General features: G+C 58.7%; 23 protein-coding genes and 1 tRNA gene. 13 read left to right on the top strand and 11 right to left on the bottom strand.

Going from position 1 to position 23654, the window contains the following annotated elements:
- The first annotated feature begins 180 nt into the window (after positions 1-180).
- Complete coding sequence (locus tag CYR52_RS19495; RefSeq protein WP_101829249.1) at positions 181-879, top strand: RluA family pseudouridine synthase; 699 nt, start codon at positions 181-183, stop codon at positions 877-879.
- A 24-nt stretch (positions 880-903) separates the two neighbouring features.
- Here the strand turns inward: CYR52_RS19495 and CYR52_RS19500 are convergent, their stop codons facing one another.
- Positions 904-1443, bottom strand: coding sequence for a DUF2058 domain-containing protein (locus CYR52_RS19500; RefSeq protein ID WP_072931155.1), 540 nt, complete (start codon positions 1441-1443; stop codon positions 904-906).
- Between the two features lie 315 nt (positions 1444-1758).
- On the opposite strand from CYR52_RS19500, the gene CYR52_RS19505 reads away from it, so the two are divergent.
- Both CYR52_RS19505 and CYR52_RS19510 read left to right on the top strand, forming a co-directional pair.
- The gene (locus CYR52_RS19505) at positions 1759-2742 is read left to right on the top strand and encodes a DUF1852 domain-containing protein (RefSeq protein ID WP_101829250.1); all 984 of its coding nucleotides are present in this window, start codon (positions 1759-1761) and stop codon (positions 2740-2742) included.
- Between the two features lie 27 nt (positions 2743-2769).
- Positions 2770-3801, top strand: coding sequence for a methionine synthase (locus CYR52_RS19510; protein WP_072931149.1), 1032 nt, complete (start codon positions 2770-2772; stop codon positions 3799-3801).
- A gap of 64 nt (positions 3802-3865) precedes the next feature.
- Here the strand turns inward: CYR52_RS19510 and CYR52_RS19515 are convergent, their stop codons facing one another.
- The 4 genes from CYR52_RS19515 to ychF form a co-directional block, all read right to left on the bottom strand.
- Positions 3866-4876 carry a GlxA family transcriptional regulator gene (locus tag CYR52_RS19515; protein ID WP_072931215.1) on the bottom strand — a complete coding sequence of 337 codons (1011 nt, stop codon included), beginning with the start codon at positions 4874-4876 and terminating at the stop codon, positions 3866-3868.
- A 120-nt stretch (positions 4877-4996) separates the two neighbouring features.
- Positions 4997-5776: an MBL fold metallo-hydrolase gene (locus CYR52_RS19520; protein ID WP_072931147.1), complete on the bottom strand. Its 780-nt coding sequence runs from the start codon at positions 5774-5776 to the stop codon at positions 4997-4999.
- Between the two features lie 180 nt (positions 5777-5956).
- The gene (locus tag CYR52_RS19525) at positions 5957-7165 is read right to left on the bottom strand and encodes an MFS transporter (RefSeq protein ID WP_101829251.1); all 1209 of its coding nucleotides are present in this window, start codon (positions 7163-7165) and stop codon (positions 5957-5959) included.
- Positions 7166-7534: 369 nt separating this feature from the next.
- On the bottom strand, positions 7535-8626 hold the full coding sequence (gene ychF / locus CYR52_RS19530) for a redox-regulated ATPase YchF (RefSeq protein WP_072931143.1): 1092 nt from the start codon (positions 8624-8626) through the stop codon (positions 7535-7537).
- Between the two features lie 332 nt (positions 8627-8958).
- Between ychF and CYR52_RS19535 the strand changes: the two genes are divergently transcribed.
- On the top strand, positions 8959-10485 hold the full coding sequence (locus tag CYR52_RS19535) for a SulP family inorganic anion transporter (RefSeq protein ID WP_101829252.1): 1527 nt from the start codon (positions 8959-8961) through the stop codon (positions 10483-10485).
- A 31-nt stretch (positions 10486-10516) separates the two neighbouring features.
- Here the strand turns inward: CYR52_RS19535 and pth are convergent, their stop codons facing one another.
- Positions 10517-11101 carry an aminoacyl-tRNA hydrolase gene (gene pth, locus CYR52_RS19540; protein WP_175558173.1) on the bottom strand — a complete coding sequence of 195 codons (585 nt, stop codon included), beginning with the start codon at positions 11099-11101 and terminating at the stop codon, positions 10517-10519.
- A 274-nt stretch (positions 11102-11375) separates the two neighbouring features.
- On the opposite strand from pth, the gene ychH reads away from it, so the two are divergent.
- Positions 11376-11648: a stress-induced protein YchH gene (ychH, locus tag CYR52_RS19545; protein ID WP_072931136.1), complete on the top strand. Its 273-nt coding sequence runs from the start codon at positions 11376-11378 to the stop codon at positions 11646-11648.
- 123 nt (positions 11649-11771) lie between these two features.
- On the opposite strand, the gene prs is transcribed toward ychH, so the two are convergent.
- From prs to lolB, 3 genes are all read right to left on the bottom strand, one after another.
- Positions 11772-12719 carry a ribose-phosphate diphosphokinase gene (prs, locus tag CYR52_RS19550; RefSeq protein WP_101816112.1) on the bottom strand — a complete coding sequence of 316 codons (948 nt, stop codon included), beginning with the start codon at positions 12717-12719 and terminating at the stop codon, positions 11772-11774.
- A gap of 133 nt (positions 12720-12852) precedes the next feature.
- Positions 12853-13722 carry a 4-(cytidine 5'-diphospho)-2-C-methyl-D-erythritol kinase gene (ispE, locus tag CYR52_RS19555; RefSeq protein WP_072931135.1) on the bottom strand — a complete coding sequence of 290 codons (870 nt, stop codon included), beginning with the start codon at positions 13720-13722 and terminating at the stop codon, positions 12853-12855.
- Position 13723: 1 nt separating this feature from the next.
- Complete coding sequence (lolB, locus tag CYR52_RS19560; protein WP_072931133.1) at positions 13724-14362, bottom strand: lipoprotein insertase outer membrane protein LolB; 639 nt, start codon at positions 14360-14362, stop codon at positions 13724-13726.
- Between the two features lie 229 nt (positions 14363-14591).
- Between lolB and hemA the strand changes: the two genes are divergently transcribed.
- From hemA to kdsA, 6 genes are read left to right on the top strand one after another with little or no spacing between them, the layout of a single operon-like run.
- Positions 14592-15854 carry a glutamyl-tRNA reductase gene (hemA, locus tag CYR52_RS19565; RefSeq protein WP_072931131.1) on the top strand — a complete coding sequence of 421 codons (1263 nt, stop codon included), beginning with the start codon at positions 14592-14594 and terminating at the stop codon, positions 15852-15854.
- A 55-nt stretch (positions 15855-15909) separates the two neighbouring features.
- Positions 15910-16992 (top strand): peptide chain release factor 1, encoded by a 1083-nt coding sequence (gene prfA, locus CYR52_RS19570; RefSeq protein ID WP_072931129.1) that lies wholly within the window; start codon positions 15910-15912, stop codon positions 16990-16992.
- Positions 16992-17825: a peptide chain release factor N(5)-glutamine methyltransferase gene (gene prmC, locus CYR52_RS19575; protein WP_101829254.1), complete on the top strand. Its 834-nt coding sequence runs from the start codon at positions 16992-16994 to the stop codon at positions 17823-17825. Before prfA ends, prmC begins: the two co-directional genes overlap by 1 nt.
- A 52-nt stretch (positions 17826-17877) precedes the next feature.
- A complete protein-coding gene (locus CYR52_RS19580) occupies positions 17878-18270 on the top strand; it encodes a SirB2 family protein (protein WP_072931124.1) in 393 nt (130 codons plus the stop codon).
- A 3-nt stretch (positions 18271-18273) separates the two neighbouring features.
- On the top strand, positions 18274-19083 hold the full coding sequence (gene sirB1, locus CYR52_RS19585; RefSeq protein ID WP_072931122.1) for an invasion regulator SirB1: 810 nt from the start codon (positions 18274-18276) through the stop codon (positions 19081-19083).
- A 49-nt stretch (positions 19084-19132) separates the two neighbouring features.
- A complete protein-coding gene (gene kdsA / locus CYR52_RS19590; protein ID WP_101829255.1) occupies positions 19133-19987 on the top strand; it encodes a 3-deoxy-8-phosphooctulonate synthase in 855 nt (284 codons plus the stop codon).
- Between the two features lie 76 nt (positions 19988-20063).
- Here the strand turns inward: kdsA and dauA are convergent, their stop codons facing one another.
- On the bottom strand, positions 20064-21755 hold the full coding sequence (dauA, locus tag CYR52_RS19595; RefSeq protein WP_072931117.1) for a C4-dicarboxylic acid transporter DauA: 1692 nt from the start codon (positions 21753-21755) through the stop codon (positions 20064-20066).
- A 315-nt stretch (positions 21756-22070) separates the two neighbouring features.
- Here dauA and CYR52_RS19600 point away from each other — a divergent pair, with 315 nt between their 5' ends.
- Positions 22071-23162, top strand: coding sequence for a GGDEF domain-containing protein (locus tag CYR52_RS19600; protein WP_072931115.1), 1092 nt, complete (start codon positions 22071-22073; stop codon positions 23160-23162).
- 69 nt (positions 23163-23231) lie between these two features.
- On the opposite strand, the gene CYR52_RS19605 is transcribed toward CYR52_RS19600, so the two are convergent.
- Positions 23232-23321, bottom strand: a tRNA-Ser gene (locus tag CYR52_RS19605).
- Between the two features lie 105 nt (positions 23322-23426).
- On the opposite strand from CYR52_RS19605, the gene CYR52_RS22815 reads away from it, so the two are divergent.
- Positions 23427-23654 (top strand): hypothetical protein (locus CYR52_RS22815; protein WP_206605023.1); only part of this gene is annotated, 228 nt, incomplete at its 3' end.

Below are 23654 nucleotides of genomic sequence, written 5' to 3' on the forward strand. Positions count from 1 at the left end.
CAGAAAGCGTCAGGGAAGGGGGCAGTTTTAGGGGAAGGGCAAAAGGCGGGGCGATAACATAAAGACACCCATGCTCAGGCACAGGGAATACCCAGGCCACGTCTTCAGGGAAACCGCCCGATTCGCCAGGGGGCCGGAAATTCGTTATCATCCGCTCCCCCCTCTTTAGCCGGCCACCCGATGTCTGTGATTTCCGATACCTTTATTGCCCCGCCGTGCCATGAGCCGATTGTGACGCTCTATCAGGACGAACACCTGGTGCTGATCAATAAACCCACCGGGCTGCTCAGCCTCTCGGGGAAAAACCCGCAAAACCTCGATTCGGTGCATCACCGGCTGGTCCGGCTTTTCCCCGGCTGCACGCTGGTTCACCGCCTTGATTTCGGGACGTCCGGGCTGATGGTGGTTGCCCGCAATAAGGCGATCAATGCCGCGCTCTGCCGGCAGTTCAGTGAGCGCACGGTAACCAAAGTGTACAGCGCACTGCTTTGCGGGCATCTGGAGGAGGACGAAGGGGTGATAGAGGCGGCGATTGCCAAAGACCCGGCGCTGTTCCCGCTGATGTCGATTTGCCCGCTTCATGGCAAGCCCGCGCGTTCGCGCTACCGGGTGATAGAGCGCGTTTATCATGAGCTGGAGAAGGGGAAGTTACTGCCGGTGACGCGGGTGGCGCTGACCCCGGAGACCGGGCGTACCCATCAGCTCCGTATTCACAGCCGGGAGCTGGGCCACCCGATTTTAGGTTGCGACCTGTATGGCGGCCGCCTGCTGCCGGGCACCGAACTGACGCCGCGGCTGATGTTGCATGCCAGTGAGTTGAATTTTATTCATCCCATCAGCGGGGAACAGATCAACGCCCGCCATGCCTGCCCGTTCTGAACGGCGGCCCTGGCCGGGCGCGGGTTACCACATTAAATCATCAGGCACTTTGAAATCGGCATACGGGTCGTCTTCGTCCTGCTCTGCCTGGCTCAGCGCACTCTGTAACACAATGCTGTTGGCATCACGCTGCGCAATTTTTTCGGCGACGCTGGCCGGGATAATGGCGTATTCACCCTCAGGTTTGTTATCCACCACCAGGCGGGCAATGGCAAGACGGCCGCTGATCAGCTGATCCTGCGTGACCTTATCCACAACCACCTGTTTAATCAGGTTATTATCAGTGAAGTTGAACCGGATATCCCCTTTCGGCGGGGTGATTCTGTTCATCTCAATCAGCTGCTTTACCTGCGCTTTATACTCTTTGGATAACGCCGCCTGTTTCTGTTGCTCGCTGAGCTGCTTATCACGCTCAAGCTGGGCTTTTTTATTCTCTTCCACCGCCTCTCTGGCCTCACGCGCCTGAACCCGTGATTTCTTGGCCGTTCTCTGGACTTTGGCCATCTTTTTGCTGGTGACTAAGCCTGCTTTCAGCATCTGCTCTTGTAAGGTGAGTTTTGTCATGTTGGTTTCTGAATCTGTTGAATAATGCCGGTAAGTATACCTGTAATTTCCGGGGCTGTACCAGGTTGCCGGGCCGGGGTGCCGGGGGCAGGTGCCATGCCGCAGGGCAGCGCCGCCCGATCATGAAAAGGGTTCATGTTCAGTGAAATTAAATCACTTTTCTTCACCCAGTGGCTCAGGCATAAAAGAGGCATTGTTAGTAACGAAAGATAATATGAAGACGCCGGAATGAGAAAGCAAGCAATGAAAATCGGGACATCCTGAAAAGTAAAATGCAAACCAGGTTTATATCAGCCATTAGGAACCCAGATTACCATGACTAAAAATTTCGCCTTTACGCTTAAAAGCCTTCGTTTCGACGAAAATTATAATCCCTCTGAAAATACACGTATCACCACCAACTTCGCTAATTTGGCCAGGGGTGAAAAACGCCGCGAGAATTTGCATAACGCGTTGGTGATGATTAACAACCGCTTTAATTCCCTGGCGCATTGGGATAACCCTAAAGCCGATCGCTATGCCGTTGAGCTTGAGATCATGTCCGTTGACCTGACTATTCAGGGGGAAGGCAAAAGCAGCGCCTTCCCGGTGATTGAAATCCTGAAGACGAACATTGTGGATAAGAAAACCGGTGAGCGCACCGAAGGGATTGTCGGCAATAACTTCTCCTCTTACGTACGCGATTATGATTTCAGCGTCGTGCTGCCGGAGCATAATAAAGACCAGCCCGTGTTCCGCATCCCGGCGAACTTTGGTGATTTGCATGGGAATATCTTTAAACGTTTCGTTGGCTCAGCCGCTTATCATGAGGCTTTTAAAAAGTCACCGGTTATCTGCCTGAGTGTCTCCAGTAAGAACGTCTATCAGCGCACCAATAACCGGCACCCGGTGTTGGGCGTCGAATATCAGCAGGATGAACCCTCACTGACCGATTACTATTTCGGGAAAATGGGGTTGCAAGTGCGCTATTTTATGCCGGCCAATAGCGTTGCGCCCCTGGCGTTTTATTTCCACGGTGATTTGCTCCATGATTACACCAACCTTGAGCTTATCAGCACCATCAGCACGATGGAGACGTTCCAGAAAATCTACCGGCCTGAAATTTACAATGCGAATTCAGCGGCAGGGGAAATATATCAACCGAGCCTGACGCACCAGGATTATTCATTAACCCGGATTGTTTATGATCGGGAAGAGCGCAGCCAGCTGGCGGTTGAGCAGGGTAAGTTTACGGAAACGCACTTTATTAAACCCTACCAGCCTGCACTTGAACAATGGCTTGCTGATGCTGTTCTTTGATCAACTAAAAATACAAGGTCATCTATTATGAAAAAGTTATTACCTACGTCGACTGCCGGCAGCTTACCTAAACCCTCCTGGCTCGCGCAGCCTGAGAAACTCTGGTCACCCTGGAAATTGCAGGATGAAGAACTCATTGAGGGCAAACAGGATGCACTGAAAGTAAGCCTGGCAGAACAACAACAGGCCGGGATTGATATTGTCAGTGATGGTGAGCAGACGCGCCAACATTTTGTCACGACCTTTATTGAGCACCTGGACGGCGTGGATTTTGAGAATCGTCAGGTAATGAAAATCCGCAACCGCTATGAGGCGAGCGTGCCGAGCGTGGTGGGTGAGGTGAGCCGCCAAAAACCGGTGTTTGTGGACGATGCCAAATTTTTACGCAGGCACACTGACCAGCCGATCAAATGGGCCTTGCCCGGCCCGATGACAATGATCGACACGCTGTATGACGGCCACTATAAAAGCCGCGAAAAACTCGCCTGGGAATTTGCCAAAATCCTTAATCAGGAAGCCAAAGAGTTAGAAGCGGCGGGCGTTGATATTATCCAGTTTGATGAGCCGGCCTTTAACGTGTTCTTTGATGAGGTGAATGACTGGGGGATTGCTGCGTTAGAAAAAGCCATTGAAGGGCTGAAGTGTGAAACGGCGGTGCATATTTGTTACGGTTACGGCATCAAAGCCAATACCGACTGGAAAAAGACGCTGGGCACCGAGTGGCGTCAATATGAGGAAATTTTCCCTAAGCTGCAAAAATCCAGTATCGACATCGTCTCCCTGGAGTGCCAGAACTCCCATGTGCCGATGGAGCTGATTGAACTGATCCGGGGTAAAAAAGTGATGGTAGGCGCCATTGACGTGGCCACCAATACCATTGAAACCCCTGAGCAGGTGGCCGAAACGTTGCGCAAGGCCCTGCAATTCGTTGACGCTGACAAGCTCTACCCGTGCACCAACTGCGGCATGGCCCCGTTATCCCGCCACGTGGCACGGGGCAAACTGAGTGCGTTAAGCGCAGGCGCAGAGATTGTCCGCAGAGAATTGCTGGCGAAATAACCCCGGCCGGGAAACGGGCTGCTGAAAAACCGCGCAGCCCGCCGGCGCATCAGCCATTCCCCCTTCAAACCACACCGGGCCGCGTAGTTGAAACGCGGCCTGACTCCCCGTCAGGGTGCCGGTGGGCCGGGCCGCGAAAGGCCCGGCGCCATTCACTTGGGCTGACGCTGAACCGCGCTTTAAAACTCTGCCGGAATGAGACGGGCGACTGAAACCCCACCATCTCAGCCACGCGTTCAATGCTGCTGTCTGTGGTTTCCAGCAACTCCTGGCTCCTTTGCAGGCGCTCCGCGTTCAGCCATTCACCCAGCGTGGTGCCGGTCGCCTTGAAGAAATGCCGCGTCAGCGTCCGCCGGCTCATGTTGACCAACCCGGCCAGTGAGTCGATGTCGTGGGGTTTATCCAGATGGCGGCGCAGGTAGTCAATCAGCGCGTTCATTTTGCTGTCCCGCGTGGAGACCGGCACCGGGCGTTCAATAAACTGGGCCTGCCCGCCCTCACGGTACGGGGGCACCACCATGCGCCGTGCCACCCGGTTGGCAATCGCCGAGCCGTAATGGTCACGGATGATATTCAGGCAACAATCAATCCCGGCTGCCGTGCCCGCAGAGGTAATAAGGCGCTCATCGCAGGTATAGAGCGAGTTCCTGTCCAGATGCACGGCCGGGAACCGCTCAGTGAAATCCTTTTCATACTCCCAGTGGGTGGCCGCCCGGCGCTGGTTAAGTAAGCCAGAATAGGCGAGCACGTACGTCCCCAAACAGAGGCCCACCACCTCAGCGCCGCGTTGCCATGCGCTTATCAGCTTGTCCAGCAGGGCCTGGGAGGGTTTTTCGTCCGGGTTATTCCAGTACGGCACAATCACAATGTCTGCCACGTCAAGCTGCTCCAGCCCATGCCCGACATTGATTGACAACCCAATATCAGAGAGCACCACACCGGGCTGCTCAGCACAGATCTCCACCCGGAATAAGTCCGGCTGCGGCATGGACTGCCCGAAAAGAATACAGGGCACGGAAAAGTGAAACGGGCTGAAGCCCGCCGTAGCGATGACGGCAACCGTCAGTGCAGACATAAACATCACCCTCTGGCAGGGCATCGCCACCGGCTGAGCGGTGGCGACACCACGACGTGTGGAAGGGGGAAAGCCACCGCCGGCGTGGGCCAGGGCATTTCCCCGTCAGATGGAAACCGGTCAGAAGGCCATTGTTTCACCGTCTGCCGGAATAAGCACCTTATCCTGAATGCCGTGTTCAAGCGAAAACTCACGCAGCTCAGCGCGGGTCAGCAGACAATGGTTGATTGACTCCATGTGCGAGGCAACGATGGTCGCTTCAGGCAGCATCTTATGGGTGCGCAGCGTATCCTCTTTACCCATGATGATAGGCCCGTAAAGGTCGTTGACCGCATAGCCGGTATTCAGCACCACCACGTCCGGCTGGAAACGCTGAAGGCTTCTGACATAAGGCTTGACCCAGACGGTATCGCCGGCAATGTAGAGCGTTTTTTCATCAGGGTGGGTAAAGACCAGCCCACAGGCATCGCCCAGTAAATCGCCCCACAGCGGATCGGCATACAAGTCGTTGCTGCCGTGCTGGCCGTCAGTTTTATAGATCGTCAGCCCATCGACAAACGCATTCTCTTCTTTCAGGACGCGCACATTCAGAAAGCCCTGGCTACGTACCAGCGCGGCGTCATGCTCATTTTGCGTATAGATCACCTTCTCTTTAGGGATGGCCTGCTGCGCGGCCTCGTCCCAGTGGTCGGTATGCGTATGCGTCAGGATCACCGCGTCTGCTGACAGTAACGATTCCACCGTCACCGGCAGGGCCACCATCGGGTTACGAAGATGGGGGCGCGCATTCCCGGCAAAGCCATCCCAGGCTTCTTTCTCTGCCAGCATCGGGTCGATAAGGAATTTTTTACCGGCATAGTCCAGCACCAGCGTGGCATTACGGATTTGCGTTAATTTCATTGATAGCTCCAGTGATTAATCAGGTTCAGGCCGCCGCGCCCCTGCCCGGCACTCAGGCGGGGCGGCGGCGAGTTGGCTTACTATAAAGGCGGGGCGGGGCAGCCGTGACAGGCGCGTGGGCCATTCATCGATGAAATCGGGTCAACCCTGTTTCCCGGCGCATTCCGGCCGCGATGCCGTTTAGGGCAAAGGCAGGCCGGCCTCATCCGCCGCCGGTGGGTAGCGTTTTTTCTGCCAGGCAAGCCATAACAGCTGCACGGCAAGCAACAGCGCCCAGGGCACTAACAGCAGATGCATGAGCTTCCAGCCAAACGTATTCAGGAGCGGGCCGGCCCCCAGCGAGCAAAGCAGGCTGAAAATAAACACGCTCATATCATTGGCCGCCTGGGCAACCCCCTTTTCTGCTGAGGTGTAGGTAGTGGCAAGCAGGCTGGTGCCGCCGATGTAGAGGAAATTCCAGCCTATACCCATCAGGATTAAGGCCACGGCAAACCTTCCCCATGTGGCCCCTGAAAACGCCAGCCCCATATAAGCCAGCATCAGCAGAATGCCCGCCAGCATCAGGTTAATGACGCCAAACCGGTCAATAAGCTTCCCGGTGAAAAAGGAGGGGATGAAGCGCCCCAGGATATGAAGCTGGACCACCGCAGCGATGGAGGCCAGCGTAAAACCCTCATGTTTCATGGCAATCGGCGTCGCCGTCAGGCCCAGCACCATTATCCCGAACCCCGATGCGCCGGAAAAAAGCGCCACCAGATACGCGGGCTGGGACACCACCTTTTTCCAGGGGCGTGCTGCCTCTTCTGCCAAAAATTCAGCAGGTTGCACCGGCATCTGCAAGCGTGATAACAGCAACAGGCCCACCGACGCCATGATGCCCATAAACAGGAAGGAACCCACATAGGGCACACTGAACAGGGTACTTCCGCAGCTGGCCAGAAACGGCCCCAGCAGGGCGGCCACGACGCCGCCGGCCAGCACCAGGGAGATCGCGTGGGTACGGCAGGCGGGCAGGGAGACTTCACCCGCGGCAAACCGGTAAAACTGGGCAAATGCCTGATAAACGCCCAGAAAGAACATGCTGAGGCAGAGCAGCAGGAAGGAATGGTGGATCATCGCCATCATGGCAATGGCCGCCGACACCATGCCGCTTAACGCGCCGGTCAGGAAGCCGGGTTTTCTGCCTGTCCGGCTCATCCATAACGAGGCAGGGAACATGACCAATACCGTGCCCAGGCTCGCCATGGAAAGCGGCACGGTCATCAGCGCCGGGCTGCTCGTCAAAAGGGCACCGGCCAGCCCACCGATAGTCATGATCAACACCGAAATTGACTGGAAGATGGCCTGTGAACCGGCAAGGATCAGCACCTGTCGATGCATATTTCTCATGGTGGTGACGCTCCAGAAAAGAAGAAATGCGGCATCCGGGCAGGGTCAGTGCGGTGCCCTGAACGCCTGACGGAAAAGCAGGACGACCCACCAGGCGGATAGGGCAGCGAGCGGTAACCCGCCAGGATGCCTGTGAGCGGCGAGTATAGGGCGCTTGCACCGGGGGCCGTGAGCAGGCCGCCGGCCAATGAACGATGGAAACAGGCCAATATGCCGGGCGGCGCGTTGGCCGCGCGCATCGGGTGGGCTGCCGCGTCTGGCGCGCTTCAGGGGGGCGGTGGGGATCACATGAAGAGGGGATAAAAAAATCCACGCCATGGCGTGGATTTTATCAGGGGCGAGTGGCAGGGCGGTCAGCCCGGCATCACATCAGACGTTGAACAGGAAGTTCATCACGTCGCCATCTTTGACGATGTACTCTTTGCCTTCAGAACGCATTTTACCGGCCTCTTTGGCACCTTGCTCACCTTTGTAGGTGATGAAGTCATCAAAGGAGATGGTCTGGGCGCGGATAAAGCCTTTTTCAAAGTCGGTGTGGATTTTACCGGCCGCCTGCGGGGCAGTGGCACCTACCGGGATGGTCCAGGCGCGGACTTCTTTAACCCCGGCGGTGAAGTAGGTCTGCAGGTTCAGCAGCTGGTAACCGGCGCGGATCACGCGGTTCAGGCCCGGCTCTTCCAGACCCAGTTCAGCCATAAACTCGGCGCGGTCTTCATCTTCCAGCTCGGCGATGTCAGACTCGACGGCCGCACACACGGCCACCACCACGGAGCCTTCGGCTGCCGCGATTTCACGCACTTTGTCCAGGTACGGGTTGTTCTCGAACCCGTCTTCGTTGACGTTGGCGATGTACATGGTCGGCTTCAGCGTCAGGAAGCTCAGGTAGCGGATGGCCGCTTTATCTTCCGCGCTCAGGTCCAGCGCGCGCAGCATCCCGGCGTTTTCCAGTTGCGGCAAACATTTTTCCAGCGCAGCCAGCTCGGCTTTGGCGTCTTTGTCGCCGCCTTTGGCTTTCTTCTGCACACGCTGGATGGCGCGTTCGCAGGTGTCGAGGTCAGAGAGCGCCAGCTCGGTGTTGATCACGTCAATGTCATCCGCCGGGTCAACTTTGTTGTTCACGTGGATGATGTTGTCGTTCTCAAAGCAGCGCACCACGTGGCCGATGGCTTCGGTCTCGCGGATGTTGGTCAGGAACTGGTTGCCCAGGCCTTCACCTTTGGACGCGCCTTTCACCAGGCCGGCGATGTCAACGAATTCCATGGTGGTCGGTACCACGCGCTGAGGTTTGACGATCTCGCACAGCTGGTCCAGACGCGGATCCGGCATCGGCACCACACCGGTGTTGGGTTCTATGGTGCAGAACGGAAAGTTCGCCGCCTCAATACCCGCTTTGGTCAGGGCGTTGAACAGCGTAGATTTACCCACGTTCGGCAGGCCGACGATACCGCATTTGAATCCCATGTTTATCTCACCTTAATCGCTTAAATATCATGCGTTTAACAAAGGCCGCATGAATGAATTGCACACTTATCCTTTATTATACACGGAAAGCATGTTTATCTCGATCCGCATCTCGGCACCGCCTGCCGGGCTTGCCTTTGGCGCACGCTTTGCCGATACTGCTACCACTTTTTAACTGACAGGAAACGCGCCGGATGTATTTTCTGCCTGGTCCACCCTGAGCCTTTCCCCTCCCGGCAGCCTGATGCGCTGCACTCCACTGCGCCTGCGGTGATCTCATTGTCCCCTTAGGGGGAAGCGGTTGTGCTACCCAAATAAAATATGGATTCCTTATGTCTGGAATAACGAACGCCAGACTGGCCGGCGTCAAAAATGACGTGCTGGCCGGTTGTGTTGTGGCGGTCTCTATGGTGCCGGAAGCGGTCGGATTTTCACTGGTGGCCGGGTTGTCACCGATTGTCGGGCTGCATACCGCCTTTATCATCGGGCTGGTGACCGCCCTGTTCGGCGGCAAACCGGGCATGGTCTCCGGCGCGGCCGGGTCGATTGTGGTGGTGCTGATGAGCCTCGCCAGTGAACACGGCATGGACTACGTCCTGTGGGCGACAATTTTCGCCGGGATTATCCAGATCGCCATCGGTGTGCTGCGCCTGGGGAAATTTATCCGGCTGGTGCCGCTGCCGGCGGTGCACGGCTTTGTTAACGGGCTGGCGATTGTGATTATGCTGGCGCAGCTGCATATGATCGCCGGGCAGGGGCCGATGATGTATGCGCTGGTGCTGCTGGCGATCCTGGTGGTCTGCCTGTTCCCGAAACTCACTAAGGTTATCCCGTCTTCCCTGGCGGCGCTGATTGTGGTGTCGGCGGTGGCGATCGGCTTTAACCTGCACACCCTGCGGGTAGGCGACATGGCGGACATCTCCGGGACGCTGCCGAGCTTCCACCTGCCGGCCGCGCCGTTGACCCTCGAGACGCTGCGCATCGTGCTGCCTTATGCAGTGGTGATTGCACTGGTGGGCCTGATTGAATCGCTGCTGACCATGACGGTATTGGACGAGATGGGCAACAAGAAGGGCAACGGCAACCGTGAAAGCATCGCGCAAGGGGCGGGCAACGCGCTTTGCGGCGTGTTCGGCTGCTTCGCCGGGTGCGCCATGATCGGGCAGTCGATCATTAACTTCACCTCCGGCGGCCGCGGGCGGCTCTCCGGCGTGGTCGGCGCGCTGCTGCTGATCCTGTTTGTGGTCAGTTTGTCGACATATATCGGTCTGCTGCCGGTGGCGGCGCTGGCCGGTATCATGCTGGTGGTCTGCTACAACACCTTTGAGTGGAGCTCACTGCGCCGCCTGCGCCGGATGCCGAAAGCGGACGTGCTGGTGATGCTGGCGGTGACGCTGATCACCATCTTTACCGATCTGGCGGTCGCGGTCATCAGCGGCGTGATTATCTCTGCGCTGGTGTTTGCCTGGCAACATGCGCGCATCAGCGTGCGTCACCGTCAGCAGCAAGGGGAACTGGCCGTGTATCAGCTGGAAGGGCCGCTGTTCTTTGGCTCGGCCGCCTCGTTTGCCGAGCTGTTCGACCCGGCAAACGACCCGGATCAGGTGGTGATTGATTTCGCCGCCACCCGCGTGATGGACGCCAGCGGCGTGGAAGCGATCGACAAGCTCACCACCCGTTACCTGGAGGCGGGCAAACGCATCCGCCTGCGCCACCTCAGCCCGGATTGTGTGCGGTTGCTGGCGAAGGCCGGGCCGTTCTGCAGCCATGAGCTGGATGACCCGCACTATTTTGTGGCGGAAGAGGATTACCAGCCGGAACCCGGTGAGGCCGGGGAGGGCGACGTGCGCCGCACCTGATGACAGGCAGCGGGCGCAAGGCCCGCTGTGATTACGCTTTGAAGCCGTGCAGCCGCTGTACGGCTTTTTCCAGACCCTCTTTCATCAGGATCTCGGTGCAGCGCAGGGATTCATCAATCGCACTGTCAATCAGCTGCTGTTCGCTGGCCGGCGGCTTGCCGAGCACAAACCCCACCACTTTATTCTTATCACCCGGATGGCCGATGCCGATGCGCAGGCGGTAAAAGTTCGGGTTATTGCCCAGTTTGCTCTGGATATCTTTCAGGCCGTTATGGCCGCCGTTGCCGCCGCCCAGTTTCACTTTTGCCACACCCGGCGGGATGTCCAGCTCATCATGGGCCACCAGGATCTCATCCGGGTTAAGCCGGTAGAACGTTGCCATCGCCGCCACGGCTTTGCCGCTCAGGTTCATAAAGGTGGTGGGCACCAGCAGGCGCACATCCTGCCCGGCCAGCGTCAGGCGGCCGGTGTAGCCGAAGAATTTGCTCTCTTCTTTCAGGGAGACATTGTGCTGACGCGCCAGCAGATCGACATACCAGGCCCCGGCGTTATGGCGGGTCTGGGCATATTCAGCGCCTGGGTTTGCCAGGCCAACAATGAGTTTTATGCTGCTCACGGGATTTCGCTTCATAAGAAATAGAGCCGGCTAGTTTACCTGTGGAAAGGCATGATGACAAAAGCCGGGGCGCGGCAGGGGGAAAAACCTTAAAAGTTGAATAATGAACTTTGTATATTATTGTTAATGTTAATTAAAAACCGGCGTTTTAGTAAAGAATTGTCAAAAGTTCTTTGCCTTCTGTGATCCTCTCCGCAACTCCCGCCATAAGCTCTGCCTATACTTTCATCAATTAGCCCCGGTAACCGATCGGGTGACTTCAGGGAGGTGTGAAATGAGACGTAAACATGCAACGCTGGCGGGTAACCTTTTAATGGGGCTGGGCCTGCTGACCATGATAGTCGGCGTCGGCTACTCCATCCTCAACCAGTTGCCGCAGCTTAACCTGCCGCAATATTTTGCCCACGGCGCCATCATGAGCATCTTTGTCGGTGCGCTGCTGTGGCTGGCCGGGGCCAGGCTGGGCGGGCGTGAACAGGTGTGCGACCGCTACTGGTGGGTGAAGCATTTTGATAAACGCTGCAGCCGGTCACATCACCCGCGCTAATCTTTTCGCGCCAGGCGGGGAGCCTGGCGGGCAATAGCTTCCGCACATAAAAAAACCGCCGGCATAACCGGCGGTTTTTTATGGCAACGAACACTACCCGGTGGCCGCAGGCGGCCACGCCGATTAATGCTCGAACATTGCCGAGATGGACTCTTCATTGCTGATACGGCGGATGGCTTCAGCCAGCATACCGGACAGCGTCAGCGTACGCACTTTGCTCAGCGCGCGGATCTCCGGCGACAACGGAATGGTGTCGCAGATGATCACTTCGTCAATCACCGAGTTTTTGATGTTCTCAACCGCATTACCGGAGAAGATCGGGTGGGTCGCATAGGCGAACACACGTTTGGCACCGCGCTCTTTCAGCGCTTCCGCTGCTTTGCACAAGGTGCCGCCGGTGTCGATCATGTCATCAACCAGCACACAGTCACGGCCGGCAACGTCACCGATGATATGCATCACCTGGGAAACGTTGGCACGCGGACGGCGTTTATCGATGATGGCCATGTCCGTGTCGTTCAGCAGTTTGGCAATCGCGCGGGCGCGCACCACACCACCGATGTCCGGGGAAACCACAATCGGGTTCTCCAGGTTCTGCTGCAACATATCTTCCAGCAGGATCGGGCTGCCAAAGACGTTGTCTACCGGCACATCGAAGAAGCCTTGAATCTGTTCAGCATGCAGATCCACCGTCAACACACGGTCAACCCCAACACTGGAGAGGAAGTCCGCCACCACTTTCGCGGTGATCGGCACACGGGCAGAGCGCACGCGGCGATCCTGACGGGCATAACCAAAGTAGGGGATAACAGCAGTGATGCGGCCTGCGGAAGCGCGGCGCAGCGCATCAACCATCACAACCAGTTCCATCAGGTTGTCATTGGTGGGTGCACAGGTGGACTGGATGATGAAAATATCACCACCGCGTACATTTTCGTTGATTTGCACGCTGACTTCGCCGTCGCTGAAGCGACTTACAGCGGCGTCACCAAGACTGGTGTACAAACGGTTGGCAATACGTTGTGCTAGTTCCGGGGTGGCGTTACCAGCAAAAAGCTTCATATCAGGCACGAGAAGAACCTCAGGCTTGCGTCCAGAGAAGATATCGTCGGCCACATCACCGGGCGAAGTGTGGCATGGCCGCAATATACATACGGTATATCAGTGGAGGGCGGTTAACACAGGCGCAGCGGGCGCACCGGTATCAATTCACGTTTCCACACTCCCGGCGGGCACGGTGCAGCGGCGAAATATTCACACCTCGCGCAACAAAACCGTTTACCCATTCAGGAGCTTGATTTAACACCTGCCGGGCAGCGGATTCTGTGTCGAATTCAGCAAAAACACAGGCTCCGGTGCCAGTCAGGCGTGACGGCGCGTATTCTAACAGCCATGAAAGAAGCTGTTCAACCTCGTAAAAACGTTTTCTTGCAATCGCTTCGCAATCATTTGCGTAGGGGCTGCGTAACAGTGTCTCCAGCGACCGCACCGGGGTGTCACGCGTCAGTGCCGGATCGGCAAAAATCACCGGCGTCGGGATACTGACGCCGGGGTGCGCCACCAGATACCACTTCTCTTCCGGCGCTGCCGGCTGCAACTGCTCGCCGATGCCTTCGGCAAACGCCGCATGGCCGCGCACAAACACCGGCACATCGGCCCCCAGTTGCAGGCCCAGGCCGGCCAGGGTGTCGTCACTCAGGCCGCACTGCCAGAGCTGGTTCAGCGCCACCAGCACCGTGGCCGCATTGGAGGAGCCGCCGCCCAGCCCGCCGCCCATCGGCAAGACTTTCTCAATACTCAGTGTGGCACCGCGCGGCAGGCTGTCAATCTGCGCCTGGTCACAATGCTGTTGCAGCAGCCGGGCCGCGCGCACCATCAGGTTCTGCGCCTCCGGCACACCCGCCACGGGTGTCGCCAGCACGATGTTGCCGTCATCACGCGGGGCCACGCCCACGGTGTCGCCATAGTCGAGGAACTGGAACAGCGTCTGCAACAGATGGTAGCCATCCGGCCGCCGGCCGGTGATATAGAGGAACAGATTGAGTTTTGCCGGGGAGGGCCAGAAGTGCGTCATGTTATTTCAGGGTCCAGCGGTTCATTTTCAGTTTGATGCGTTGTTCGCCCTGGGTCAGCGTCAGGTTGCTCGGCAGCGCAGGGGTGACCTCATCATCATACCCGGCATATTCGACGTTCCACGCCGTGCCGTTCTGGCTGTAGGTCAGGGTGTTCAGGCGGTAGCGGTCATCCAGCGTGAAGTCTGTGGCGTCACCCGGCAGGCCCAGCATCCACTGGCGCAGGCTGTTGAGCGGGATCGCCATGCCGGTGAGTTTCTGCAGCATCTCTTCCGGGTTGTCACTGACGTACTTTTTGCCGTCTTTGGTGATGAGCTGCGCCACGCTGTTCTGCACCCGCAGCTCCATTTCGGTGCTGCCGAGCGGGTTGGTCAGCAACAGGCGGTAGTGGGTCGGGCTGGACTGCTGCCAGAAGAAGTTGGCGTACACTTTCTGCCGGTCAGAGAGGTAGGCGAAGGCGCCGCGGGTCTGGTAGGTGGTGAGTTGCTGCACCTGCTGCTGGTGCTGTTTCCACTGCGGGGAGTCCGGGCTGGTGGCCGGGCCGCGCGGGGCAGTGAGGGTACAGGCAGCCAGCAGGACGCTGGCCAGCGGGAGCAGGCGCAGCAGGCTCAGGCGTGCGGCGTTACGCGGTGGCTTTGGCATAATAATCCATCATATCCTTTAAAGTGATACGTTAATGCTAACACAGCTTTCCACGCTAACGGGCTTGCCGGTAAGCGTCAATCTTCTTATGTGGCTGAAAATGACCGGGAACGGGCTTTTCATCAATTGCACTGATAATGCGGTGTTGCTTTTATTGATCCCGCGCATCAAGTAGAATGCCGTTCAGACCAATCCCATATCAAGATAAGTATTATTCAAAACCATTCCCATGACCCTGCTTGCATTAGGTATCAATCATAAAACCGCGCCGGTGTCGTTGCGTGAACGGGTGACCTTCTCCCCGGATACCCTCGATGAGGCGTTGAACAGCCTGCTCCGGCAACCGCTGGTGCAGGGGGGCGTTGTGCTGTCTACCTGTAACCGCACGGAACTTTATCTCAGTGTGGAAGAGCAGGAGAACCTCAAGGAGCAACTGGTCGCCTGGCTGTGTGATTACCACCAGCTCAGCGAAGACGAGGTGCGCCAGAGCCTCTACTGGCACCATGATAATGAGGCGGTCAGCCACCTGATGCGCGTGGCCAGCGGGCTGGACTCGCTGGTGCTGGGCGAGCCGCAGATCCTGGGGCAGGTGAAAAAAGCCTTTGCGGAATCACAACGCGGGCACTCCGTGTCGGGCGAGCTTGAGCGCCTGTTCCAGAAATCCTTCTCTGTCGCCAAGCGAGTGCGTACTGAAACCGACATTGGCGCCAGTGCGGTCTCCGTGGCGTTTGCGGCCTGTACCCTGGCACGGCAGATCTTTGAATCGCTGGCTGACCTCAACGTGCTGCTGGTCGGTGCGGGCGAGACTATCGAGCTGGTGGCGCGCCACCTGCGCGAGCACCGCGTCAAACATATGATGATCGCCAACCGCACGCGGGAACGCGCGCAGGCGCTGGCTGACGAAGTCGGGGCGGAAGTGATCACCCTGCCGGAGATCGACGCCCGCCTGGCGGATGCCGACATTATTATCAGTTCCACCGCCAGCCCGCTGCCGATCATCGGCAAAGGCATGGTGGAACGGGCGCTCAAGGCGCGCCGCAACCAGCCGATGCTGCTGGTGGACATCGCAGTGCCGCGTGACATTGAGCCGGAAGTCGGCAAGCTCTCCAACGCCTACCTCTACAGCGTGGATGACCTGCACTCCATCATCCAGAACAACCTGGCCCAGCGTAAGGCCGCCGCGATTCAGGCGGAAACCATCGTGGCGCAGGAGAGCACCAACTTCATGGCCTGGCTGCGCTCACAGGGCGCGGTGGAGATGATCCGGGATTACCGCGCCCATGCAGACAGCGTGCGCAATGAGATGGAAGCGCGGGCGCTGGCCGCCATCGCGCAGGGCGCGGACGTGCAGGCGGTGATCCATGAACTGGCGCATAAGCTCACCAACCGCCTGATCCACGCGCCGACCAAATCGTTGCAGCAGGCGGCGCAATCCGGTGATGTGGAGCGGCTGCAAATTCTGCGTGACAGCCTTGGGCTGGAAAAGCCATAATTTTCAACGAAAAACATCTGACATCCGCTATGAGAAACAAGGTTAACTACCACGCATGAAGCCCTCTATTGTTGCCAAACTGGACGCGTTGCAAGAGCGCCATGAAGAAGTCCAGGCGATGCTTGGCGATGCCAGCGTTATCGCCGACCAGGATCGTTTCCGCGCCCTGTCGCGTGAGTATGCCCAGCTGTCGGATGTCACCCGCTGCTTCCAGCAGTGGCGCCAGGTGCAGGACGACCTGCACACCGCCGAACTGATGCTCGACGATCCGGAAATGCGCGACATGGCGCAGGAAGAGATTAAAGAGAGCAAGGCGACCCTGGAGACACTGGAGCAGCAGTTGCAGCTGTTGCTGTTGCCGAAAGACCCTGACGATGAGCGCAGTTGCTTCCTGGAAGTGCGCGCCGGCACCGGCGGTGATGAGGCGGCGATTTTTGCCGGTGACCTGTTCCGCATGTACAGCCGCTATGCTGAAAGCCGCCGCTGGCGGGTAGAGATCATGAGCGCCAACGAAGGCGAACATGGTGGCTTCAAAGAGGTGATTGCCAAAATTTCCGGCGAGGGCGTGTATGGCCAGCTTAAGTTTGAGTCGGGCGGCCACCGCGTGCAGCGCGTGCCGGAAACCGAATCCCAGGGGCGCATCCACACCTCCGCCTGCACCGTGGCCGTGATGCCGGAAGTGCCGGAAGCGGAGCTGCCGGAGATCAACGCCGGCGATCTGAAAATTGATACCTTCCGCTCCTCCGGCGCGGGCGGCCAGCACGTTAACACCACCGACTCCGCCATCCGTATCACCCACTTGCCGACCGGCATCGTGGTGGAGTGCCAGGACGAGCGTTCACAGCACAAAAACAAAGCCAAGGCGCTCTCGGTGCTGGGTGCGCGCATCCATGCTGCGGAAATGGCCAAACGCCAGCAGGCGGAAGCCTCAACCCGCCGTAACCTGCTCGGCAGCGGCGACCGTTCTGACCGTAACCGCACCTATAACTTCCCGCAGGGGCGCGTGACCGATCACCGTATCAACCTGACCATTTACCGTCTGGACGAGGTGATGGAAGGGAAACTCGACGCGTTAATCCAGCCGATTGTGCAGGAGTATCAGGCCGATCAGCTGGCTGCCCTGTCTGAGCAAGAGTAATGGATTTCCGCAGCTGGCTGGCGGATGCCGCAGCGCGCCTCACCCACAGTGACAGCGCGCGCCGCGATGCAGAAATCCTGCTCGGCCATGTCACCGGCCGGGCGCGCACCTTTATTCTCGCCTTTGGTGAAACCCTGCTGAGTGATGAGCAGCTTGCCCGGCTTGAGGCGTTGCTGGCGCGCCGGGCGCAGGGTGAACCGGTCGCTTATCTGGTCGGCGTGCGTGAATTCTGGTCACTGCCGCTGGCGGTGTCCCCTGCGACGCTTATCCCCCGTCCCGATACCGAATGCCTGGTGGAAGAGGCGCTGGCACGCCTGCCGGGCAGCGCCTGCCGGGTGCTGGATCTCGGCACCGGCACCGGGGCGATTGCGCTGGCGCTGGCCAGTGAGCGCCCGCAGGATCAGGTCACCGGCGTGGACCGTCAGCCGGAGGCCGTGGCGCTGGCGCAACAGAACGCCGCGACGCTCGGCATCCGCAATGTGCAGTTCCTCGCGGGCAGCTGGTTCACGCCGGTCGCGGGCGCACGTTTTGAGCTCATCGCCAGCAACCCGCCCTATATCGATGCCGCTGACCCGCACCTGGCCGAAGGCGATGTGCGCTTTGAACCGGCGTCGGCGCTGGTGGCCGACGAACAGGGGATGGCAGACCTGCGGCACATCATTACGGCTGCGCCGGGCTTTTTGCAGCCCGGCGGCTGGCTGCTGCTGGAACATGGCTGGCAACAGGCGGCTGCAGTGCGCGCCTGCCTGACTGACAGGGGATTCAGTGAGGTCACCACCCGGCAGGATTATGGCGGCAATGACCGTATTACCCTCGGCCGCTGGGCCGGCTGACCGTTTCTGTGACGTGATATTCACCGCATAACTTCTGATTAAGGACAATGGCATGGCTGCTTATGTATGGGTAAAAGATCTGCATATTCTCACGGTACTGCTCAGCGTGACGCTGCTGGTGGTGCGCTTTTACTGGCTCTGCCGCCGCTCACCGCGCCTGCAGCAACGCTGGGTACGGATTGTCCCCCATATTAATGACACGGTATTGTTGCTCAGCGGCGTCTCGCTGGTCATTATCACCCATTTTTATCCCTTCAGCCCGCAAGGTGCATGGCTGACGGAGAAGTTATTCGGCGTTATTATCTATATTGCGCTGGGCTTCGTTGCCCTGAGCAAAAAGCCACGCAGTCAGTCTGCCCGCTGGGCCGCCTTCATTCTGGCGCTGATCTGCCTGGCCCTGATTGTGAAACTGGCGGTCACGAAAGTGCCGCTGTTGTTAGGATAATAAATGAGTAGTGTGGCTGAGTTTGCTTTTGATGATGTCCCGCTGAGTGCCGGGATCATCCGCATTTCCGAGGCGATACGCGCTGATTTTCCGGGCAGCGACGTAGCGCGGCAGTTGCGTGCGCTGGTGGCCGAGGCCCGGCAGGCGGTGCCGCCGGGCGGAAGTCAGGAGCAGCGGCTCGAGGCGTTGATCGCGCTGTTCTACCAGACCTGGGGCTTCGGCGGCGCAGGGGGCGTTTACCGCCTCTCGGATGCCATCTGGCTGGATAAGGTGCTGGCGTCGCGCGAAGGGACGCCGGTCTCCCTCGGCACCCTGTTTTTACACATCGCCGGTGCGATTGATCTTCCGCTCTCGCCGGTGATTTTCCCGACCCAGCTCATCCTGCGGGCGGACTGGCTCGACAATGAAATGTGGCTCATCAATCCCCTGAACGGGGAGACCCTCAACGAACATACCCTGGAGGCGTGGATCAAGGGCAACCTGGGTTTCGGCGCACAACTGGAGGATGAGGACATTGATGAGTGCGATAATTCCCTGGTAGTACGCAGAATGCTGGACACGCTCAAGGCGTCATTGATGGAAGAGCGGCAGATGGAGCTGGCGCTGGCAGCCAGCCAGGCCATTCTGGCGTTTGACCCGGATGACCCGTACGAACGGCGCGATCGGGGGCTTATCTATGCCCACCTCGACTGTGAGCATATTGCCCACGCCGATCTGCGCTATTTTGTTGAACAGTGTCCGGATGATCCGGTGTCGCAGGTACTCAAGTCGCAAATCGATGCGCTTGAGGAGAAACGGATTGTGCTGCATTAAGCGTGCGCTGTGACATAGTCAATTTATCTCCCTGAATAAAGGCGAAAGCATGAAACAAAAAGTGGTCAGCATTGGCGATATCAACGTCGCGAACGATTTGCCGTTTGTGTTGTTTGGCGGCATGAACGTCCTGGAATCACGTGACATGGCCATGCGCGTGTGTGAGCACTACGTCACCGTGACGCAGAAGCTCGGTATTCCGTACGTGTTCAAAGCCTCTTTTGATAAAGCCAACCGCTCCTCTATCCACTCTTACCGTGGGCCGGGCCTGGATGAGGGCATGAAAATCTTCCAGGAACTGAAGCAGGCGTTCGGCGTAAAAATCATCACTGACGTGCACGAGAGCTGGCAGGCGCAGCCGGTGGCGGACGTGGTGGATGTGATCCAGCTGCCGGCCTTCCTGGCACGCCAGACTGACCTGGTTGAAGCCATGGCGAAAACCGGTGCCGTCATCAACGTGAAGAAACCGCAATTCGTCAGCCCTGGCCAGATGGGCAACATCGTTGAGAAGTTCAAAGAGGGCGGGAACGATCAGGTTATCCTGTGTGACCGCGGCAGCAACTTCGGCTATGACAACCTGGTGGTTGACATGCTGGGCATCAACGTCATGGTCCAGGCCACCAACGGCCACCCGGTGATCTTCGACGTGACCCACGCGCTGCAATGCCGTGACCCGTTTGGCGCGGCCTCCAGCGGCCGCCGCGGTCAGGTTGCTGAGCTGGCGCGTGCCGGTATGGCAGTCGGCCTGGCCGGTCTGTTCATCGAAGCGCACCCGGACCCGGCCAACGCCAAATGTGACGGCCCGTCCGCGCTGCCGCTGGACAAGCTGGAGCCGTTCCTGATGCAGATGAAAGCCATCGACGACCTGGTGAAAAACTTCCCGGAACTCGACACCAGCAAGTAATGCACACACCGCCTCGGCGGGGTGAAAGCAGGCATAAAAAGGCGATAAGCGTATCGCCTTTTTTTACGCCTGCCGATCAGGCCGCCGTGGCGTGGAGCGCGTCCGGCAAGGTGGCACAGAACATCAGCCGCCCCGGCACCGGCTGCACCCGGCCGCGTGCCAGCGTTTTCAGCGGCTGGTAAGGCACCTCACAGATGCAGAGCTGCTTCCCGGCGGGCAGGGTGTCAATAAAGCGCTGAAGGGCGTTCAGGCCCCCGGCATCCAGCACCACCACCGCATCCCATTGCAGGATAATGCGTTCGGCCTGTTGGGTGCGCGCCGCCAGCTCCTCAAAGATCCGCTCGGCCGCGGCGAAAAACAGCGGGCCGCTGACGCGGAAAAGTTGCGTCCCGGCGGGCTGGCCGGGGATTTCCGTCAGGCGGGTCATGCGCGCCACCCGGCGCATAAACAGCAGCGAAGCCAGCACGATACCGACGCTTATCGCCAGCACCATATCAAACAGCACCGTCAGGCTCATGCAGAGCAGCATCACGATGATGTCATCCTTCGGCGCACGGCGCAGCAGGCCCACCACTTTGTGCGCCTCGCTCATGTTCCAGGCCACCATCAGCAGTAACGCCGCCATCGCCGCCATCGGCAAATAGGCCAGCAGCGGGGCGAGGCTCAGCAGCGCCAGCAGCACCAGCAGGGCGTGGATAACGGCCGCCACCGGCGAGGTGGCACCGGCACGCACATTGGCCGCCGAGCGCGCAATGGCGGCAGTGGCAGTGATGCCGCCGAAAAACGGCGCCACAATATTCCCGATCCCCTGGCCAATCAGCTCATTGTTGGCGTGGTGTTTGCTGCCGGTCATGCCGTCCAGCACCACCGCGCAGAGCAAAGACTCAATCGCCCCCAGCATCGCCATGGTAAACGCCGCCGGCAGCAGCGCGGACACCAGCGCCCAGTTCAGCGTCACTGCCGGCTCATTCCCGGCGGTGACGTTCCACGGCAGCGCCAGTTGCGGCAGGATCGGTGGGATGCCGATGCCCTGGGTGCCGTCCGCCAGCAGGTAACTGAAGCGTGAGCCGATGGTGGCGACCGGGTGCCCCAGGGTGGCCAGCAGCGCCATCACGCCGGTGCCGAGCAGCAGTGCCGGCAGGTGCCCCGGCAGCCGCACACCGAGCCGCGGCCAGAGAACCAGCACCGCCAGCGTCGTGATGCCAATCACCGCATCTGCCGCGCTGAAACTGGGGAGGGCCTGCGCCAGCGCCACTACTTTGTCGGTGAAATGTTCCGGCACGGTTGCCATCTCCAGCCCGAACAGATCTTTGATTTGCATGGTGGCGATGGTAATGCCGATGCCGGAGGTAAAGCCCAGCGTGACCGGCAGCGGGATATATTCAATCAGCCTGCCGATACGGGCGATGCCCATCAGCACCAGCATCACGCCGGAGAGCAGGGTCGCCACCAGCAGCCCGGCCAGGCCAAACTGCTGGGACACCGGGAACAGGATCACCACAAAAGCCGCCGTCGGGCCGGAGACGCTGAAGCGCGAGCCGCCGCACAGCGCAATCACCAGCCCGGCAATCGCCGAGGTATAGAGGCCATACTGGGGCGGCACCCCGCTGGCAATCGCCAGTGCCATGGCCAGCGGAATCGCAATAATCCCCACGGTGATGCCTGCCACGGCATCTTTCATCAGGCGCTGAAGCGAATACGGTTCATGCCGGCAGGCCTCTGCCAGCGCATTGCCCCGGAGGAGGGCGCGGAATCCATGCATTTTCATTACAGAACAACCCAAAAGAGAGAATAAAAGCGGAGCCTGACCAGCCCGCCGGGATAAGCGCGCATACCATACGCCCGTCAGCAACGGGGGTTATAGATGTAAGTCAAACTCTGGCGGGGAGGGTGTGCAATAAAGCACATGCAAAGAAGGGTTTGTATGGCGCTGATAAGCAGGGGTTATCATTATCAGCAGAAAATGTCGGCGCCCTCACACCCTCAGCGGCGCGGGCACCCGGCGGGTGTGATTCATCTATAGTGAGGTAATGGCTTGAAATCGCAAGCGTACCGGGCGGCAGCAGAGGGAGAGGCAACAATCATGCACCTGTTTTTATCCTATCCGGCACTTTATGCGGACATCTGTGTTACCTATGCGACGCTTTCCCTGAGTTATTTTTTGCTGAGCAGCCAATCGGCGTTCTCCTGGCAGAGCGAAGCCTGGAAACGGGTCGCGTTCGGCCTGCTCTCCGGGCTGGCGCTGTACTACCTGATCCCGGACCGGCTTGCGCTTTCCACCCATCTCTTTTTCAGCTTTGCGATGATCCCGATTATCCTGGTGACGTTTTTTGGTGGCTGGCTGAGTGGGGTCACCAGTTTTCTGGTCAATGTGGCGCTGACGCAGCCGCTCTCGCTGGATAACCTGCTGATCGCCTCCATCCTGCTGCCGTTGCTGCTGTTGCGCGTCTGGCGGCATAAAACCCACCGGCTGTTTTACCGCGTCATTATCCTGATCGCGTTTTACCGGATAGCGCTGGCCTATAGCCAGCCGCTGCAGGTGCCCTGGTATGAGGTGCTGTTTTACCAGTGTGCGGTCACCGGCTGCCTTGCGGTTTGCTACCATGCGCTCAATTTTGCCGAGCGGCATATTCACGCCTATTTTTCGCTGCGCGACCGCGCCACGCTCGACAGCCTGACACGGCTCAATAACCGCACCAGCATCGATTTCAAACTGATGTCACTGCAGGCCCACCAGAAACCGGGCGGCCTGCTGCTGATTGACATCGATAATTTCAAACAGGTGAATGACACCCACGGGCATCTGGTGGGGGATCAGCTGCTGGTGCAACTGAGCGAGGTGCTGATGCAGACCATCGACAGCGCCGATTTTGCCGGGCGCTACGGGGGAGAGGAGTTTCTGGTGATTATGGAGCGCCACAATACCGAACCCATCGTGGAGACCGCCGAGCGGATCCGGCAGGCGATGTCGTCCAGTACCCTGCGGCTGGCGGAGGGCGCAACCTTGTCCGTCACGGTGTCTATCGGGGCCGCGATTTATCTGCCGGGGATGGTGATGAGCAAAGCGGTGGAAATGGCGGATGACGCCCTCTACCAGGCCAAGCGCAACGGTAAAAACCAGGTGATGTGCAGCCGGATTATGCAACTGGACCAGCTTGGGGACGGGCCGGGTTAGCGGGCAGGGAGGAAAAGGATACAAAAGCAGAAGGCCCTGATTTTCATCAGGGCCTTCTGCTTTTGAATATGGCGGTGAGAGAGGGGTTCGAACCCTCGATACGCTTTCACGTATACACACTTTCCAGGCGTGCTCCTTCAGCCACTCAGACACCTCACCGTTTTCGTCTCGTCGCTATCGCGTCTCAACGGGGCGCTACTATAGGGAGGTCGGTGCAAAGGGTCAAGAAGATTTTCTCTGTTTGTTGGCAAATGGTTAAGCTCTGTGCGCTTTGCCGCGAATGTCGCCGTTTTGCCGGATTTAAGCACCCGGCAACGGCCGAAAAAAAGAAAATTTTCTGATCAGGGCAGCAAAAAGCATGTTCCCGCGCCACAAAAGCAGAAGGCCCCGATTTTCATCGGGGCCTGCTTTTTATCAGGGCGGTGCGGTCGGGATGCACTCGCGCCCTCCCTGGCGCTCGCCCTGCGGGTGGCTGCGCCATGCAAAACGGCT

Source organism: Chimaeribacter arupi (genome assembly GCF_002858805.1).
Classification (GTDB): domain Bacteria; phylum Pseudomonadota; class Gammaproteobacteria; order Enterobacterales; family Enterobacteriaceae; genus Chimaeribacter; species Chimaeribacter arupi.

What these genes read in the sequence shown, in the direction of transcription:
- CYR52_RS19495 (WP_101829249.1), top strand. Translation starts at nt 181, where the DNA reads ATGTCTGTGATTTCCGATACCTTTATTGCCCCGCCGTGCCATGAGCCG.
- CYR52_RS19500 (WP_072931155.1), bottom strand. Translation starts at nt 1,443, where the DNA reads ATGACAAAACTCACCTTACAAGAGCAGATGCTGAAAGCAGGCTTAGTC.
- CYR52_RS19505 (WP_101829250.1), top strand. Translation starts at nt 1,759, where the DNA reads ATGACTAAAAATTTCGCCTTTACGCTTAAAAGCCTTCGTTTCGACGAA.
- CYR52_RS19510 (WP_072931149.1), top strand. Translation starts at nt 2,770, where the DNA reads ATGAAAAAGTTATTACCTACGTCGACTGCCGGCAGCTTACCTAAACCC.
- CYR52_RS19515 (WP_072931215.1), bottom strand. Translation starts at nt 4,876, where the DNA reads ATGTCTGCACTGACGGTTGCCGTCATCGCTACGGCGGGCTTCAGCCCG.
- CYR52_RS19520 (WP_072931147.1), bottom strand. Translation starts at nt 5,776, where the DNA reads ATGAAATTAACGCAAATCCGTAATGCCACGCTGGTGCTGGACTATGCC.
- CYR52_RS19525 (WP_101829251.1), bottom strand. Translation starts at nt 7,165, where the DNA reads ATGAGAAATATGCATCGACAGGTGCTGATCCTTGCCGGTTCACAGGCC.
- ychF (WP_072931143.1), bottom strand. Translation starts at nt 8,626, where the DNA reads ATGGGATTCAAATGCGGTATCGTCGGCCTGCCGAACGTGGGTAAATCT.
- CYR52_RS19535 (WP_101829252.1), top strand. Translation starts at nt 8,959, where the DNA reads ATGTCTGGAATAACGAACGCCAGACTGGCCGGCGTCAAAAATGACGTG.
- ychH (WP_072931136.1), top strand. Translation starts at nt 11,376, where the DNA reads ATGAGACGTAAACATGCAACGCTGGCGGGTAACCTTTTAATGGGGCTG.
- ispE (WP_072931135.1), bottom strand. Translation starts at nt 13,722, where the DNA reads ATGACGCACTTCTGGCCCTCCCCGGCAAAACTCAATCTGTTCCTCTAT.
- lolB (WP_072931133.1), bottom strand. Translation starts at nt 14,362, where the DNA reads ATGCCAAAGCCACCGCGTAACGCCGCACGCCTGAGCCTGCTGCGCCTG.
- hemA (WP_072931131.1), top strand. Translation starts at nt 14,592, where the DNA reads ATGACCCTGCTTGCATTAGGTATCAATCATAAAACCGCGCCGGTGTCG.
- prfA (WP_072931129.1), top strand. Translation starts at nt 15,910, where the DNA reads ATGAAGCCCTCTATTGTTGCCAAACTGGACGCGTTGCAAGAGCGCCAT.
- prmC (WP_101829254.1), top strand. Translation starts at nt 16,992, where the DNA reads ATGGATTTCCGCAGCTGGCTGGCGGATGCCGCAGCGCGCCTCACCCAC.
- CYR52_RS19580 (WP_072931124.1), top strand. Translation starts at nt 17,878, where the DNA reads ATGGCTGCTTATGTATGGGTAAAAGATCTGCATATTCTCACGGTACTG.
- sirB1 (WP_072931122.1), top strand. Translation starts at nt 18,274, where the DNA reads ATGAGTAGTGTGGCTGAGTTTGCTTTTGATGATGTCCCGCTGAGTGCC.
- kdsA (WP_101829255.1), top strand. Translation starts at nt 19,133, where the DNA reads ATGAAACAAAAAGTGGTCAGCATTGGCGATATCAACGTCGCGAACGAT.
- dauA (WP_072931117.1), bottom strand. Translation starts at nt 21,755, where the DNA reads ATGAAAATGCATGGATTCCGCGCCCTCCTCCGGGGCAATGCGCTGGCA.
- CYR52_RS19600 (WP_072931115.1), top strand. Translation starts at nt 22,071, where the DNA reads ATGCACCTGTTTTTATCCTATCCGGCACTTTATGCGGACATCTGTGTT.